Below are 14,864 nucleotides of genomic sequence, written 5' to 3' on the forward strand. Positions count from 1 at the left end.
CGACGTGCCAGCGGCGCGGGCCGAATCCCATACCATCATTGCTGCGCTCCCCGCGCCGGACGGCCTGCGCCACGCGCGGCCGGCTTGTCGGTCGGCAGCACCACGCTGGCGCCATCGCGCAAGCGGTCGGCACCTTCGGTGATCACCTGCTCGCCCGCCTTCAAACCGCTGACGATCTGCACCTTGTCGACCGTGGCCTGCCCGCGCTTGACGGTGCGCAGCGCCACGGTACGCTTTTCGGCATTGAGCACATACACGAAATCGCCGTCGGTGCCATGGCGCAGCGCCGTCACCGGCACCTGCACCGCATCCTGGATCGTGTTGACCGTCAGGCGCAGGTTGACGAACTGGCTCGGGAACAGCCTGGCGTCCGTATTGGCAAAGCGCGCCTTGGCGCGCACGGTGCCGGTCGACGTGTCGACCTGGTTATCGAGCGCGATGAAGCTGCCGGTGGCCAGCGCCTCGGTGCGCGTGCGGTCCAGCGCCGTCGCCGGCAGCTTCGCGCCTTGCGTGATGCGTTGCTGCAGCACCGGCAGGCCATCCTGCGGCACCGCGAATTCGACGTCGATCGGCGCCAGTTGCGTGATCACGGCAATGCCTGCGGTGTCGCCGCTGCTGACCAGGTTACCCACGTCGACCGTGCGCAGGCCGACGCGCCCGCCGATGGGTGCGCGCACCGTGGCATAGTCGAGATTGAGCTGGGCCGTGCCCTCGGCGGCGCGGTCGATGGTCGCCGTGCCTTCGAGCTGCTTGACCAGTGCCGCCTGCGTATCGACTTCCTGGCGCGCGATCGAATCCTGTTCGAGCAGGGTCTGGAAGCGCTTGAGCGTGACGCGCGCGCTTTCCAGCTGCGCTTCGTCGCGCTGGCGCTGGCCCCGTGCCTGCAGCAGCGCCATCTGGAACGGGCGCTGGTCGATCGTGGCCAGGACCTGGCCCGGCTTGACCAATTGGCCTTCGGTGAAGTGGATCTTCTGGACCACGCCCGACACCTGCGGGCGCACCGTCACGATCGCGGCCGGCACCACCGTGCCCAGCGCTTCGAGCGTGACCGGGATATCGGCCTGGGTCGCGGTGGCGGTACCAACTGTCGTCGCCGGGCCGCCCCGGCCACCGCCCGGACCACCAGGCCCACCAGGACCACGTGCGCCGCCACCGCCGCCAGGACCACCGGCAGACATTCCCGCGCCGCCTGGTCCACCTGGCCCGGCAGGCGCAGGGTTGATGAGCGTCCAGGCCAGGTAGCCCAGCGCCGCCATCGACAGCACGGCGATCGTGCCGCCGATCAGGCGGGTGCGCCGGGTGCGCGCTGGCCGGGTGGTGGCGGGAGGGGTCGGGGAATGCTGGTCCATGCTTGTCCTTGTCGTTTTTTGTGAATGCGTGCTACGCACTACGGCTCACAATGACTTTAGCATGCGAGTTTCATACGGAATGTTTCGTAACGTACATTGAATACGGAACGCGCCGGGCTTCAAACGGCAGCGTGTCGCTTCACTTAACGCCGATTTACACGGTTAGCCCCGCAATGGCGGCAGTAGACGTACAACGGGCGCGAAACCGCGGCTCCGCGCCCGTCTGGGCCCTGTATTAATCAGTTACAAAGTCATTACATTGGTAGCATCGCCGTAGCCTACCAGTTGCCGCAGAAGCAGTGCGTGACCGCCGCGAACGGTTTGCGCTCGTCGGTCAGTTCGGACAAAAAGGCCATGTCGGCCGCCACCTGGTTGACCGGACCGGCCGGGATCGCGTTCTCGATCAGGCCAAGTTTGACCTGGATGTTCATGGCCTGCACCGCCGAGGCGCCCGCCATCTGCAGGAAGCGCTCGACGCGCGTGACCGGCCGCTCGACATACACGACGCGGTAATCCTTGCCCAGCTTGGCGCGGCCGGCGGCCGACGCCAGCGCATCGTTATAGCCGCCCAGGCGGTCGACCAGGCCGCGTTCCTTTGCCTGGACGCCGGTCCAGACGCGGCCCTGCCCCACTTCGTCGATCTTCGCCTGCGTGGTTTTGCGCGCGGCGGCGGCCTTGGTGGTGAAGTCGCTGTAGACGTTGTTGATGCTCGACTGGACCAGTTGCTGGAAGCGCGGATCGAGCGGGCGCAGCGGGTTGTAGGCATCGGCCAGCCAGGTCGTGGTCACGCCGTCGGTGTGGATGCCCAGCTTCGCGGCGACCTTGTCGGCCGTCGGCAGCAGCGCGAACACGCCAATCGAACCGGTGACGGTGGCCGGGTCGGCGATGACTTCATCGGATGCCATCGAGATCCAGTAGCCGCCGGACGCCGCCACGCTGCCCATCGACACCACCACCGGCTTGCCGGCGGCGCGCGTCAGCTCGAGCTCGCGCCGGATCAGCTCGGAGCCATAGGCGCTACCACCGGGCGAATCGACGCGCAGCACGAGCGCCTTGATATTGTCGTCCTCGCGCGCCTGGCGAATCAGGTTGGCCATACCGCGCCCGCCGATCACGCCTGGACCGCCGTCGCCATCGGTGATGGTGCCGGCAGCAACCACCACGCCGACCGCGTCGCCGAACTGCTTCTGCGGATTGCGCGCCAGGTAGTCATAGAAACCGATCTGGCGGAACGACTTGATGTCGTCGTCACGCACGCCGCGCTTGATCATCAGGTCGCGCAGTTCGTCGCGGGTTTTCAGGCCGTCGACCAGCTTTGCCTGCAGCGCCACCTTGGCGGCGCTGCCGCCGGCCGCTTCCATCCGCTCCGGCAGCGACTCGATCATGCTCCCCAATGCGCCATCGGGCAGCTTGCGGTTTTTCTCGACCAGGCCCGTGTAGCCCGACCACATGGCGTTGTACAGATAGGCGTCGGCTTCGCGCGCGGCATCGGACGGGCCGTTGGCGATATACGGCTCGGCGGCGCTCTTGTAGGTGCCAACCTTGATCAGGTTGACCGTGACGCCGACCTTGTCGAGCGCGTCGCGGTAGTAGTTGCGGCGTCCGCCGAAGCCTTCGATCATGACCATGCCCATCGGGTGGACATAGACTTCGCTGGCGTGCGAGGCGACCAGGTAGCGCTTCTGGTCGTACTGGCCGCTCCAGGCCACGACCGTCTTGCCGCTCTTCTTTACCCGGTCGACGGCAGCGCCGATCTCGCGCAGCATGGCCATGCCCCCGCCCTGCATCTCGTCGAGCAGCAGCACGACGCTCGAGATGTTCGGGTCGCGCGCTGCGGCGTCGAGCACGACGATCACGTCGCGCAGGCGCACGGTGCGCTTGGAATCGCCGCCGACGTTGTCGAGCACCGTGTCGCGCAGCGTGGTTTCGTACTGTTCGACCAGGTCGCCCCGGATCTCGAGCACCAGCGCCGTCTTGCTTGACAGCGGCTTGGCGCCGCCGCTGAAGAACAGCGAGACCACGATGATCACGAGCAGGAGGAACAGCAGGTTGACGAAGGTGCGGCGGGTCACGTCGAGCGCGGTCCACACCATGACGATCCCGCGCCGCAAGGCACTCAGGGGCTTGAAGGCCATCGAAACTCCATAAAAGATGAATGCAAAAATTAAGCGGACTGCATGGGATGACGGGCCTGGGCGCGCAGCGAAATCGCGTACAGCCCCGCGAACACCAGGATGCCGTTGATCATCAGCAGTTCCAGCCCGAGCCGGTATGAACCGAGCAGATACGCCTGATTGTACTCAAGGATCGCGCACAGGACCGGCGCGCCGATCGTGACCAGCGGGACAAGGCGGTTGCGTGGCACGCGCGCCGTGAACATGCCAAAGGCGAACAGGCCAAGCAGCGGGCCGTAGGTATACGCCGCGAGCTTGAGGATCACGCCGATCATGCTCGGGTTGTCGGCCACCTTGAAGCCCATCACGAGCAGCAAAAACAGCCCGGCGAAGCCCAGGTGCACGCGGCGGCGCAGCCCTTCGGCCTGGGCCTGGGTCAGGTCGGTGCGGCGCTTGATGCCAAGCAGGTCGATGCAGGTCGACGACGTCAGCGCCGTGATCGCGCCATCCGCGCTCGGGAACAGCGCCGAAATCAGCGCGATCAAGAAGATGATCTGCAGCGCCGGCGGCAGGTGGCCCATCACGACGGCCGGGAAGATCTTGTCGCCAGTGGCGGTTACGCCCACTGTCGGCGCGTACAGGTACAGCAAGCCGCCGAGGAACAAGAACGAGAGCAGTACCACGACCAGCACGGCGGTCAGCGCCAGCAGGTTCTTTTGCGAGTCGGCCAGCGTCTTGACCGAGATGGTCTTTTGCATCATCTCCTGGTCCATGCCCGTCATGGTGATGGTGATCAGGGCGCCGGCCACGATCTGCTTGAGCCAGAAGTTTGGGCTGTTGACGTCATGCGTGAAGATGTTCGCCAGGCCGCTCGAGCGCATCTGGTCCAGGCTTTGCGGCACAGACAGGTTCAATTCGTCCAGCAGGAACCAGGCGCACGCGAACAGGCCGAACAGCATGCCGGTCGTTTGCAGCGTGTCGGTCCAGACGATGGTTTTCACGCCGCCCTGGTAGGTGTACAGCAAAATCATCCCGAGCACGACCAGGGTGCTGAGCCAGAACGGCACACCCAGGCTGTCGAGGATGATCGCCTGCAGGATGTTCACCACCAGGTACAGGCGCGCGGTGGCGCCGAGCAGGCGCGAGATGATGAAGAACCCCGCCCCGCTCTGGTAGGCGCGCCGGCCCAGGCGCACGTCGAGGTAGTGATAGATGGAGGTGAGCTGCAGGCGATAGTACAGCGGCAGCAGCAGCCAGGTCACGGCGAGGTAGCCGATCACATAGCCGATCAGGATCTGGGCATAGCCGAAGCCGTCGACGCCGACGGCGCCCGGCACACTGACGAACGTCACGCCCGACAGCGTGGTGCCCACCATGCCGAACGCGACCAGCATCCAGTTGCTGCTCTTGTTACCGATGAAGAAGCTGTCGTTGTTGGCGCCGCGCGAAGTGGCCCAGGCCACGGCGAGAAGCAGGGCGAAGTAGCCGATGAGGATGCAGAACAGGAGAAGCGGGGACATGACAAGCCGGGGAAGGTCGTTTTGCCCAGCAATATACACTGCCGGGCACGCGGGCAGCCAGGCAACGCACGATCAGACCTCTTCGCCGCGCACGCGCCGGAACGGCCCGATACAGGTTTGCATGGTCTGGTCGGCGCACATCAGAAACAGCGTGCGCGACGGGTGGAACTGGATGAAATTGATGACCTGGGCGCCGGGCTTCATGACGTTGCCCCCGCAATCGGGCTTGCCGTTGTCTTTGGTGATGCGATCAGTCAGGCGATAGAAACCCTGCTGGTCGGGCTGTGGCGGGATGGTGTACACGCTCTCGGAGACTTCGGCCGCGCTGGTGACGAACGTGGTGCCGTCGGCGCGGAAGCGGTAGGTTTCGGCGCAGCCAGCGTCCGGCACGTCGAGGCGCCAGATGCCGACGATCGGGTGATCGGCGGCGACGCCCGCCGGCGCGGCGAACGCGGGTCCGCCCAGGCAGGACAGCAGGAACACAGCGGCAAGTGCGCGCATGCAAGGCTCCACAGCCAGGCTCCATCAAACGACAACGCCTGCCAGAGGACCGGGCAGGCGCTGTGATTATTGCATCGTCGATCCGCGCGCGGCGCACTGCTGCCGCGCGTGGCTTCTACCTGGCGATCAACCGTTGTCGGACCCGGCTTTCGGCTTGGCCGGACGACGGCTGCGCGGCGCCGCCTTGCGCGCCGGTCGGGCGCCCTTGGTGCGCGATGGTTTGGCGGCTTCGGCTTCGGGCTCTGGCTCCGGTGCGGCTTCTTCCTCGACCTCGGCGGCGGCTGCGGCAACGGCCTGCGCTTCGGCTTCGGCTGCCGCCGCGGCTTCGGCTTCGGCGGCGGCCTGCTCCGCCAGCTTCTTGGCCGACGGCTTGCGCGGCGCGCGGCGACGTTCTTTCTCCACCGGCGCCGGTGCTTCTTCAGCCTCGACCGGCTCGGCGTCGCTCACGACCAGGGTCGGCTGCGATGCAGGCTCTTCGAACAGCTCGGGCTCGGCCTGCGGCTCGTATGCCACCGGCTCGAGCAGCGCTGGCACATTGGACGCTTCGTTGCGGTTGCCGCCCTTGCGGCCACCGCGGCCACGGCCACGACGGCCGTCGGCCTTGACCGGCTCGTCGCCGCCCTCGACCGGCGCTGCGGCGTCGAGCATGTCCTGGACCACGGCGTCCGGCGCTTGCGTGCCGTCCTGCGAGGCTTCCTGGCTGGCGGCGACGCCGGCCGCATTCGCGCTGCGGAACACATAGGTGCCCGATTTTTCGTCGCGGCCGAATTCGAACAGGCCACGCGTCTGCGCTTCTTCAAGCAGGTTGCCGAAGGTGCGGAAGCCGTAATAGGTTTCCGAGAAGTCGGGACGGCGGCGCTTGAGCGTGTCCTTCAGCAGTGACGCCCAGATCTTGCCGGTGTCGCCGCGTTCGGACGTGAGGGCGTCGAACGTCTCGACCACCATGTCGAGCGCCTGCACCTTGCGCGCTTCGAGTTCTTCCTTGCGCTTGTCGTCGCCGACATTGCTGTTGTTAGCGGTGTTGGCGTTCGAGCGGCGCGATTGCGGCGCGGCCTTGCGCTCGTCGCGCTTGGCGGCGGTGCGGCGCTGCTCGCGCACCAGGTCATCATAGAAGATGAATTCGTCGCAGTTCGCCACCAGCAGGTCGGAGGTCGATTGCTTGACCCCGACGCCGATCACCTGCTTGTTATTTTCGCGCAGCTTCGAGACCAGCGGCGAGAAGTCGGAGTCGCCGCTGATGATGACGAAGGTGTTGACGTGCGACTTGGTGTAGCACAGGTCAAGGGCATCGACGACGAGGCGGATGTCGGCCGAATTCTTGCCCGACTGGCGCACGTGCGGGATTTCGATCAGCTCGAAGTTCGCTTCGTGCATCGGCGCCTTGAAGCCCTTGTAGCGGTCCCAGTCGCAGTACGACTTCTTGACCACGATGCTGCCCTTGAGCAGCAGGCGTTCCAGCACCGGCTTGATGTCGAATTTTTCGTAGTTGGCGTCGCGAACGCCCAGTGCGACGTTTTCAAAGTCGCAGAACACCGCCATGCTGATGTTGTCGGAAGAAGAGGCCATGAGTTTTTTTTCGGTAGTGATAAGGCAAACGTACGGCGATTATACGCACGCCCATCCGTTTCACGCCTTCTGGCGAATCCGAGCGGTCAATCCCGGGTGTCCGCCCTGGCGCGTGGGCACGATCCGCAAACACTCTCTATGCTGTCGCATCCGACCGCTTCCATGGAGACCCCGATATGTCCGCAACGTCAAACCGCCGCATCGTGCTTGCCTCGCACCCGAAGGGCAAGCCAACGACCGACAACTTCCACATCGAAGACGCGCCGATCCCCACGCCGGGTGACGGCGAGCTGCTGCTCGAGACCTTGTACCTGTCGCTCGACCCGTACATGCGCACCCGCATGAACGGCACCGCCACCTACGCGGCCGCGCTGCAGCTTGGCGACGTGATGATCGGCGGCGCCGTCGCCCGCGTCAAGCAGTCGAACCACCCTGACTGGACGCAAGGCGAGATCGTCGTAGCGTATTCGGGCTGGCAAGCGTTCGCCATCTCGGACGGCAGCAACCTGCGCCGCGTCGATCCGGCCGCCGCACCGGTGTCCACTGCCGTCGGCGTGCTGGGCATGCCGGGCTTTACGGCCTATGCCGGCCTGCTGGAAATCGGCAAGCCGAAACAAGGTGAAACGGTCGTGGTGGCGGCAGCCAGCGGCGCCGTCGGCTCGGTCGTCGGCCAGATCGCCAGTATCAAGGGCGCCCGGGCGGTGGGCATCGCCGGCGGGCCCGAGAAATGCGCGTTCGTGAAGAACGAACTGAAATTCGACGCGGTGGTCGACCATCGCGCGCCGGACTTCGCCGAGCAACTGGCAAGGGCCTGCCCGGACGGCATCGACGTGTATTTCGAGAACGTCGGCGGCCAGGTGCTGGAGGCGGTCAAACCCCTTCTGAACAACTTTGCGCGCATTCCCGTGTGCGGGCTGGTTTCGCACTACAACGACGCCGGCGCGGGCGCCTCGATCGACCTCAGTCTGACGCTGTTCAAGAGCCTGACCGTGCGCGGCTTCCTGCAGAACGAATTCGCCGAGCGGCTCGAGCCGACCTTTTTGAAAGAGGCCGCCGACTGGATCAGGGATGGTTCGTTGCGCTACCGCGAAGATATCGTCGAGGGGCTGGACCGGGCGCCGGAAGCATTCATCGGTCTGCTCGAAGGGAAAAACTTCGGCAAGCTGGTCGTGCGCGTCGCAGAATAATCACAGGCCACAATCCTGACTTGTCACGCTGCACGTCAAATGTGGCCTATAATTATTTAACCTTTTGCTACCGTTTATCGAACAACGATGCTGACCACGACCCTGTTCGAGTCTGTTTTCAACCGATCGCCGTTCGGGCACTACTTGTTGTCGCCGACGCCCGACGCGACGATCCTGGCTGTCAACGACGCCTTTCTGAAAGCGTCGGCGCGCACCCGCGATGAACTGGTGGGTGTCAGTCTGTTCAAGGCCTTTCCAGGCGACCCCGCTGATCCGGCAGACGTTGGCGAAGCGAGCCTGCGCGACTCGCTGGCCAAGGTCCGCACCAGCAGCCAGCCCGATACCCTGCCCGCGATCCGCTATCCGATCCCGATCGTGCTGCCCAACGGCGAGACCATCTTCGAAGAACGCTTCTGGACCGCGACCAGCACGCCGGTGTTCGGCGCCGACGGTGAACTGTTGTGCATCTCGCACAGCAATATCGATGTTACTGACCAGCTCAAGTCGGAAGCGGCGCTGCGCGAGAGCGAACAACGCTTGCGCGAAGCCGACCGCCGCAAGGACGAATTCCTGGCGATGCTGTCGCACGAGCTGCGCAACCCGCTGGCGCCAATCGGCGCGGCCGCCGAACTGCTGCAGCGCACGACACTCGATGAAGACGTGCTCGCGCGCACCAGCCAGATCATCGGGCGCCAGGTGCGGCACATGACAGCGCTGATCGACGACCTGCTCGACGTCTCACGCGTCACGCGCGGCCTGGTGGAACTCGACCAGGCCCTGCTCGACGTCGGCGCCGTGCTGCACGAAGCGGTCGAACAGGTCACGCCGCTGATCGAATCGCGCGGCCATTCTCTGGCGCTGAATCTGCCGCCGCACGGCACGCAGATACAGGCAGACCGCAAGCGCCTCGTGCAGGTGATTGCGAACCTGCTGGGCAACGCTGCCAAGTACACACCCGATGGTGGTCGCCTTGGCGTCAATGCTTTCGGGCGCGACGGCTGGCTGTGCATCGATGTGCTGGACAACGGGATCGGCATGGCGCCCGAGCTGGCGGCACGCGCCTTTGAACTGTTCACCCAGGCCGAGCGCGCCTCGGACCGCTCATCGGGCGGCCTGGGACTGGGCCTGGCGCTCGTAAAAAGCCTGGTCGAACTGCACGGCGGCGTGGTCGCCTGCGACAGCGCCGGGCCGGGCCAGGGCAGCCGCTTCTCGGTCTGCCTGCCGGGGCTGCATGCGCCCCCGGTGGCGGCGCCGGCGCCCAATGAGCAGCCGGCATCCACGGCGGCGCCACTGCGCGTACTGGTCGTCGATGACAATGTCGACGCGGCCGTCATCCTGTCGATGCTGCTGGAAGCGAACGGCCACCAGGTCCAGGTCGAACACGATCCGCTCGAGGCGCTCGAGGCACTCGACGCCACGCTTGACCACCCACCGCAGGCCTGCCTGCTCGATATCGGCCTGCCCGGCATCGACGGCCTGGAACTGGCGCGACGCCTGCGCGCACGGCCCGGTACGGCCCGCGCGCTGCTGGTCGCCATCACCGGCTACGGCCAGGACAGCGACCGCCAGCAGATCCTGCAGGCCGGATTCGACCATCACCTGGTCAAGCCGATCGATATCGCGCAGCTGTACGCGCTGCTCGACGGCGCCGGCTAACCCTCTGTCACCGTTGTGCGCCGCGCGCTGCGGCAGCATCGACAAACCGCGCCAGGTCACGTGAAAAGCGCTCGGGCTCCTCGGCGAACGGCGCATGGCCCGACCCGGCATAGACAATGCGGGTCGCGCGCGGATTGAGCTGGCGCACGCGCGCCATGGCAGGTTCGGCGTTGACCAGCGCATCGCGCGCGCCATACAGCAGCAATACCGGCGCCTGCGTCCTGGCCAGGCCGCCGAGCGGCACATCGAGCGCAAACACGGCCGCCTGCATGTCCCACGACGCCATCGCGGCGGCGCCCAGCAGGCGCTCGAACGTGGCCTTGCCGGGCCGCGTGGCGAAGCACAGTGCCAGGAAGGCACGCTGCGCATCCAGCCGCGTGGCCAGGTCGTCCGCGTTCAGATCGCGATAGATCGCCGGGTGCGGCGCAATCTGCTCGGGGTGGCCCATCTCGATCACGCCATCGACATAGACCGCCCCGCCGATCCGGCCGTCGCCGTGCGCGGCCAGGTAATTGGAGATCACCACGCCGCCCAGCGACCAGCCGACCAGCACCGGTTTGTGCGCGCCGGTGGCGGCGATGACGGCCGCCAGGTCGTCGGCCCAGCGCCGGCCTTCGCTGTAGGCCCTGGCATCGCGCGGCTGGCCGGAGCGGCCGTGCCCGCGCAGGTCATAGCTGATCAGGCGATAACCCTGCAGGGCCGGGCTGGCGCGCTGCGCCTCCCAGTTCATGTGACTGCCCAGCAGGCCGTGAATGAGCACGATGGCCGGCCCGGCCGGATTACCGGATTCCTGGACCGCGAGCACCACGCCGTCGGGCGCAGTGACGGTAAAGTGCCGGGGCGCCGCGTGCAATAACGACGATGCGGCAAGCAGCGCGGCCAACAGGAAGGACGCCAGGGCGTGGGCCCGGATGCGTGAAGAAAACAGATACATGATGTACTCCGGAGTCGATGAAATGCTATCCTCGAGCCTGACATTAGTGTGAGGGTCAAGCGAAATGCGTGCAATGCCATCCGAAGAACCTGGCCCGCTGTCGATCGGCGAACTGGCGCGCCGCAGCGGCGCCAGCGTGCGCTCGATTCGTCATTACGATGCGCAGGGTTTGCTGACATCGCGCCGGGCCGACAATGGCTATCGGGTATTCCCGGTGATCGCCGTCACGCAGGTGCGCCAGATCGGCCGCCTGATCGCGGCCGGGTTCAGCCTGGCCAACATTGCGGCATTCCCGAATTGCATGCTGGCCGTCGACGGCGCCGCGATGTGCCCGGAAACCGCGCCGGCGCGCCGCAAGCTGCTGGCCGCGATCGAGGCCGAGATGAGCGAGCTCGAACACCGGCGCGCGCGCCTGCGCGCCATGCTGGTCGACGGCAGCGGCGTGCCGGCCGACTGAACGCCTGCGCCTGGCGCGGCGGCCGCTGCTTGCTGCGATAATGACGGCTTTACCGACACCGCGATAACACCATGCAAGCCAAAGCCCATTACCTGCAACTGCGGCCCCACGACGCCCTGCCCGACCTGAGTCACCTGGCGCCGTTCATGGCCATTGTCGTGATCGACGACGACAGCGACGAGATGTGGCGCTGGGAGGTGGCGCGCTGGCTGGTAACAAGCGGCTGCCGCAGCATGCTGGCCTGGGGCAAAGAATGCGAGAGCTGGCACGACGCCGTCGACGACGCCGCACTCGAAGCGTTCGACTACGACGACATCCCGCCCGAACAGATCGTGACGGTGTCGCAGCACGCCGACGAAGATCTCGACGAAGTGTTCTGGTTCGCGCGCCACCGCGCCAGCCACCCGGCGCTGCGTCTTTCCACGGCCGTCATCCTGCACGTGGCCATGCGCGGGCGGCCAGACGAACTGCTGGCGCAGCTGGCCGAGGCCTGAGCCTGCGCGTGCTACAGCCGGGCCAGCGTTTCGGGATCGGGCTGGCCTTCGAAGTATTTGTCGATGCAGGCCTGAAACACCGCCTCATCTGGCGCCACATCGGCGAACAGCGTCATCGACGAATGAAATTTCAGCTCGTCCGGATGGCTGAAAATGGCGCCGGCATCGTCGCTGTCGAGCGCGGCGACGATGCCGGCGCATTCGCGCAGGCGGCGCCCCAGCACCGGGTGCGCCAGATACGCCGCCGCCTCGTCGGTCGATGCGATCGCGTAGCGCTGCGCCATCGCACTGGTGCCCAGGCCGGCGATTTGCGGAAACACGAACCACATCCAGTGCGTGCGCTTGTGGCCGGCGCGCAGCTCGGCGAGCACGGCGGGGTAGACCGGATCCTGCGCCTGCACGAAACGGTCGAGATCGAAATGATTGTCCATGATGCCCTCCCTTTGTCATCGAAATGCTACAACGTCGCCGTTGTTTGCTAAAGTGCCGCACGATGAATGCCGACCATTTAGCCCTCCTGCTCGTTCGAGAAATGCCTTACGGTAAATACAAAGGCCGCAAGATCGCCGACATGCCCGGCCACTACCTTGGCTGGCTTGCGCGCGAAGGGTTTCCGCGCGGCGAGTTGGGCCAATTGCTGGCCTTGATGTACGAACTCGATCACAACGATCTGCGTGGCCTGCTCGATCCATTGCGACACCCGGCCAACCGGCGCAGTTAGTTGATTCTTTATAGCAATTCATGTGGCAAATCAGGCAGGCGCATCGGTATAATCGGACATTCCTTCACGAGTTCATCATGCCGAACGAACACGCATCATCGCCACTGGTCCTGGTTGTCGAGGACGATGACCACATCGCCCAGGTTTTGCGCTTCATGCTCGAGCGCCAGGGCTACCGCGTGATCCACCTGGCCGATGGCCGCGCCGCGAGCGAGCACATCGCCGCCGCCACCGAAGCGCCGGCCCTGATCCTGCTCGACGTGATGCTGCCCTACCTCGACGGGTTCGAGCTCGTCGCACTGGCGCGTGCGCGGGCCGACTGGGTCGCGGTGCCTATCCTGATGCTCACCGCGAAAAACACCGAACGCGATACCGTGCGCGCGCTGGACGCCGGCGCCAACGATTTCGTCAGCAAGCCATTCCAGCCCAATGAATTGATGGCGCGCGTGCGGCGCCTGCTCAAGATCCACGACGCCTGACGGGACGGCCGGCGCTGAACCGTACGCGCCAGATCGGACTATTGACTTAAAATCAAGTCATGTCCCGTTCGCTCCCCCTCCTGTTGTTACTCTCGCTATCGACCACGCCCGCATTGGCTGCCAGCCTGCAGCTGTGTCCCGGCACGCCCGTCGTCTCGCCTGGCGCCATCACCGCGCAAACCACGGCGCCAGACGGTTCCGTCCTGCATGCCATCGTCACCGAAGAACCCGGCAAGCCGCAGGCAAACTGCCGCATGCTGCCGTTGCCGGCGTCAGTCACGGGCGTGCAGGCGCTGCACTTCCTGCCGCCTGACGCCCGTCCCGGCAAGACCATCCTGCTGCGCGGGATCGAGGCCGACAAGGGCAAGTCGTTCAGCGTCAGCGAACACACGCTGGTGAGCGACCAGCCGGCGCCGCGGCCACAAACCCCGATGCCGTTCGGCGCCAGCCTGTTAGGGGCCATGCAGACGCGCACCCATGGCGACACTGAGCGCATCAACGCCAATCTCAAGGATGGCCGCCTGTACCTGACCTGCCGCGCCGGCGCCAGACCCGCGGGAGTCGCGCTGCTCGGTCCCTGGTTCATGCCGCGCGCACACGCCGTGCTGCAGGGGGCATTTTCGGGCACGGGCCGCTTCGCCATGCGCATCCAGGATGGCGCGTCGGCCAAGCCACAAGCGGCGCTCGACCTGGGCTACCTGGACGCCGGGCAGCGCGTGCAGACAGCGCGCTTCGCCCTGCCCGAACAACTCGATCGCGCCAACTGGCGCCAGGTCACGCTGGCCTGTCCGCAAGGCGCGGCGACGCTGACGCTCGACGCGCTGACGCTGGAAGCGGCCGGCGATGCCGATCCGGCTGCCGCGCCGCGCGCGACCTGGACCTGGAGCCCGAACGAATGGCGCGAGCGCGCTGCGCCGCTGCTGGACTGGGCGGCCGAACAAAAGATCGGCGCGGTCTTCATCACGGTGCCACTGAAAGACGGCGCGGTGGCAGACGCCGCGCAATTGGGCGCGTTTGTGCGCCAGGCCGGCAGCCGCGGCATCGCCGTCAGCGCCATGGAAGGCGCGCCCGAGATGGTGCTGCCCGCTGGCCAGGCTGGCGCCGTCGCGCGCATGCGCGCCTACGCCGCCTACAATGCCGCCGCTGCCGATGGTGCCCGGCTAAAAGGTGTCCAGTACCACATCGAGCCGTATGCGCTGCCGGCCCACGTGCTGCCGCAGGCGCAGCGCGACCGGCGCTACCTGGAGCTGGCGGCCGCGCTGCACCAGGCGGGCGGCAAGCTGACGCTCGACTTCGTGGTGCCGCACTGGTGGGCCGGCAAGACCGGTCTGCTGGATGGGCTGGCGAAGTACGCCGATATGTTGACCGTCAAGAGCCCGCGCACCGATCCCGAGCAGATCTACCGCCTGGCCGTGCCGTTCCTGGACTGGGGCGCCTTGCATGGCAAGACGGTGCGCGTGGCACTGGACGCAGGCCCGATCGGCGCCGGCGTGCAGCGCCGCTACGAGCGCCGCCCGCCAGGCGCACGCGGGGACTTGCTGGTGTTCGAACTGGGCGGCCAGAAGATCCTGCTGCTCTTGCAGGTGCCGGCCGCGCACGACAAGGCGCAGGCGTATGCGCTGGCCGCGAGCCAGGACATCGACGCGGCCGACGCCAGCTTCCACGCCGACAAGGGCGCGCTGATGCGCCTGCTGCCGCAGCTTGAAAGCGTGTTCGGGACGTGGACGAGTTTCGGCGGGATGGCGCTGCACGATTTGCGGTGAGGGGGTGAGTCCCTTGGCCACAAATTCCAGCACGTCGTTCCCGCAGAGGCGCACTGCTGTCCGGAATAATCTTGTTGACTGTCGCATCAGAATAGACATCCCTGATTTTTGATCTCGGCCTGT

Annotated in this window: 14 protein-coding genes; 7 read left to right on the forward strand and 7 right to left on the reverse strand. The window is 66.2% G+C overall.

Features of this window, described 5'->3' with window-relative positions:
- Nucleotides 1–35: 35 nt before the first annotated feature.
- The 5 genes from AB2N08_RS21770 to AB2N08_RS21790 all read right to left on the reverse strand — a co-directional run bounded on the left by AB2N08_RS21770 (nt 36) and on the right by AB2N08_RS21790 (nt 7,050).
- Nucleotides 36–1,349 (reverse strand): efflux RND transporter periplasmic adaptor subunit, encoded by a 1,314-nt coding sequence (locus AB2N08_RS21770; protein WP_367612997.1) that lies wholly within the window; start codon nt 1,347–1,349, stop codon nt 36–38.
- A gap of 278 nt (nt 1,350–1,627) precedes the next feature.
- On the reverse strand, nt 1,628–3,484 hold the full coding sequence (gene sppA / locus AB2N08_RS21775; protein WP_367612998.1) for a signal peptide peptidase SppA: 1,857 nt from the start codon (nt 3,482–3,484) through the stop codon (nt 1,628–1,630).
- Between the two features lie 29 nt (nt 3,485–3,513).
- Nucleotides 3,514–4,983, reverse strand: coding sequence for a sodium:solute symporter (locus AB2N08_RS21780; RefSeq protein WP_367612999.1), 1,470 nt, complete (start codon nt 4,981–4,983; stop codon nt 3,514–3,516).
- A gap of 72 nt (nt 4,984–5,055) precedes the next feature.
- A complete protein-coding gene (locus tag AB2N08_RS21785) occupies nt 5,056–5,484 on the reverse strand; it encodes a hypothetical protein (protein WP_367613000.1) in 429 nt (142 codons plus the stop codon).
- A gap of 126 nt (nt 5,485–5,610) precedes the next feature.
- Complete coding sequence (locus AB2N08_RS21790; RefSeq protein WP_367613001.1) at nt 5,611–7,050, reverse strand: NYN domain-containing protein; 1,440 nt, start codon at nt 7,048–7,050, stop codon at nt 5,611–5,613.
- A 176-nt stretch (nt 7,051–7,226) separates the two neighbouring features.
- Between AB2N08_RS21790 and AB2N08_RS21795 the strand changes: the two genes are divergently transcribed.
- Nucleotides 7,227–8,237, forward strand: a complete 1,011-nt coding sequence (locus AB2N08_RS21795) for an NADP-dependent oxidoreductase (RefSeq protein WP_367613002.1) — start codon at nt 7,227–7,229, stop codon at nt 8,235–8,237.
- A gap of 87 nt (nt 8,238–8,324) precedes the next feature.
- The gene (locus AB2N08_RS21800) at nt 8,325–9,893 is read left to right on the forward strand and encodes a hybrid sensor histidine kinase/response regulator (RefSeq protein WP_367613003.1); all 1,569 of its coding nucleotides are present in this window, start codon (nt 8,325–8,327) and stop codon (nt 9,891–9,893) included.
- Between the two features lie 7 nt (nt 9,894–9,900).
- Here AB2N08_RS21800 and AB2N08_RS21805 read toward each other — a convergent pair whose 3' ends face one another.
- A complete protein-coding gene (locus tag AB2N08_RS21805; RefSeq protein ID WP_367613004.1) occupies nt 9,901–10,827 on the reverse strand; it encodes an alpha/beta fold hydrolase in 927 nt (308 codons plus the stop codon).
- A 64-nt stretch (nt 10,828–10,891) separates the two neighbouring features.
- Here AB2N08_RS21805 and AB2N08_RS21810 point away from each other — a divergent pair, with 64 nt between their 5' ends.
- Entirely contained in the window at nt 10,892–11,284 is a 393-nt protein-coding gene (locus AB2N08_RS21810) for a MerR family DNA-binding transcriptional regulator (RefSeq protein WP_367613005.1), read from the forward strand.
- Nucleotides 11,285–11,355: 71 nt separating this feature from the next.
- On the forward strand, nt 11,356–11,778 hold the full coding sequence (locus tag AB2N08_RS21815; protein WP_367613006.1) for a DUF7684 family protein: 423 nt from the start codon (nt 11,356–11,358) through the stop codon (nt 11,776–11,778).
- An 11-nt stretch (nt 11,779–11,789) separates the two neighbouring features.
- Here AB2N08_RS21815 and AB2N08_RS21820 read toward each other — a convergent pair whose 3' ends face one another.
- Entirely contained in the window at nt 11,790–12,209 is a 420-nt protein-coding gene (locus tag AB2N08_RS21820) for a DUF1810 domain-containing protein (RefSeq protein ID WP_367613007.1), read from the reverse strand.
- Nucleotides 12,210–12,271: 62 nt separating this feature from the next.
- Between AB2N08_RS21820 and AB2N08_RS21825 the strand changes: the two genes are divergently transcribed.
- The 3 genes from AB2N08_RS21825 (at nt 12,272) to AB2N08_RS21835 (ending at nt 14,741) form a co-directional block, all read left to right on the forward strand.
- Entirely contained in the window at nt 12,272–12,499 is a 228-nt protein-coding gene (locus AB2N08_RS21825) for a DUF3820 family protein (protein WP_367613008.1), read from the forward strand.
- A 77-nt stretch (nt 12,500–12,576) separates the two neighbouring features.
- Nucleotides 12,577–12,978: a response regulator transcription factor gene (locus AB2N08_RS21830; protein WP_367613009.1), complete on the forward strand. Its 402-nt coding sequence runs from the start codon at nt 12,577–12,579 to the stop codon at nt 12,976–12,978.
- A gap of 59 nt (nt 12,979–13,037) precedes the next feature.
- Nucleotides 13,038–14,741: a hypothetical protein gene (locus AB2N08_RS21835; protein WP_367613010.1), complete on the forward strand. Its 1,704-nt coding sequence runs from the start codon at nt 13,038–13,040 to the stop codon at nt 14,739–14,741.
- The last annotated feature ends 123 nt before the right edge of the window (nt 14,742–14,864 follow it).

Source organism: Massilia aurea (assembly GCF_040790145.1).
Classification (GTDB): Bacteria; Pseudomonadota; Gammaproteobacteria; order Burkholderiales; family Burkholderiaceae_D; genus Telluria; species Telluria aurea_C.

Excerpts from the sequence above, each read along its gene's own strand:
- AB2N08_RS21780 (WP_367612999.1), bottom strand. The coding sequence starts at position 4,983 with ATGTCCCCGCTTCTCCTGTTCTGCATCCTCATCGGCTACTTCGCCCTG.
- AB2N08_RS21805 (WP_367613004.1), bottom strand. The coding sequence starts at position 10,827 with ATGTATCTGTTTTCTTCACGCATCCGGGCCCACGCCCTGGCGTCCTTC.
- AB2N08_RS21795 (WP_367613002.1), top strand. The coding sequence starts at position 7,227 with ATGTCCGCAACGTCAAACCGCCGCATCGTGCTTGCCTCGCACCCGAAG.
- AB2N08_RS21815 (WP_367613006.1), top strand. The coding sequence starts at position 11,356 with ATGCAAGCCAAAGCCCATTACCTGCAACTGCGGCCCCACGACGCCCTG.
- AB2N08_RS21770 (WP_367612997.1), bottom strand. The coding sequence starts at position 1,349 with ATGGACCAGCATTCCCCGACCCCTCCCGCCACCACCCGGCCAGCGCGC.
- AB2N08_RS21785 (WP_367613000.1), bottom strand. The coding sequence starts at position 5,484 with ATGCGCGCACTTGCCGCTGTGTTCCTGCTGTCCTGCCTGGGCGGACCC.
- AB2N08_RS21830 (WP_367613009.1), top strand. The coding sequence starts at position 12,577 with ATGCCGAACGAACACGCATCATCGCCACTGGTCCTGGTTGTCGAGGAC.
- AB2N08_RS21800 (WP_367613003.1), top strand. The coding sequence starts at position 8,325 with ATGCTGACCACGACCCTGTTCGAGTCTGTTTTCAACCGATCGCCGTTC.
- AB2N08_RS21820 (WP_367613007.1), bottom strand. The coding sequence starts at position 12,209 with ATGGACAATCATTTCGATCTCGACCGTTTCGTGCAGGCGCAGGATCCG.
- AB2N08_RS21790 (WP_367613001.1), bottom strand. The coding sequence starts at position 7,050 with ATGGCCTCTTCTTCCGACAACATCAGCATGGCGGTGTTCTGCGACTTT.
- AB2N08_RS21825 (WP_367613008.1), top strand. The coding sequence starts at position 12,272 with ATGAATGCCGACCATTTAGCCCTCCTGCTCGTTCGAGAAATGCCTTAC.
- sppA (WP_367612998.1), bottom strand. The coding sequence starts at position 3,484 with ATGGCCTTCAAGCCCCTGAGTGCCTTGCGGCGCGGGATCGTCATGGTG.
- AB2N08_RS21835 (WP_367613010.1), top strand. The coding sequence starts at position 13,038 with ATGTCCCGTTCGCTCCCCCTCCTGTTGTTACTCTCGCTATCGACCACG.
- AB2N08_RS21810 (WP_367613005.1), top strand. The coding sequence starts at position 10,892 with ATGCGTGCAATGCCATCCGAAGAACCTGGCCCGCTGTCGATCGGCGAA.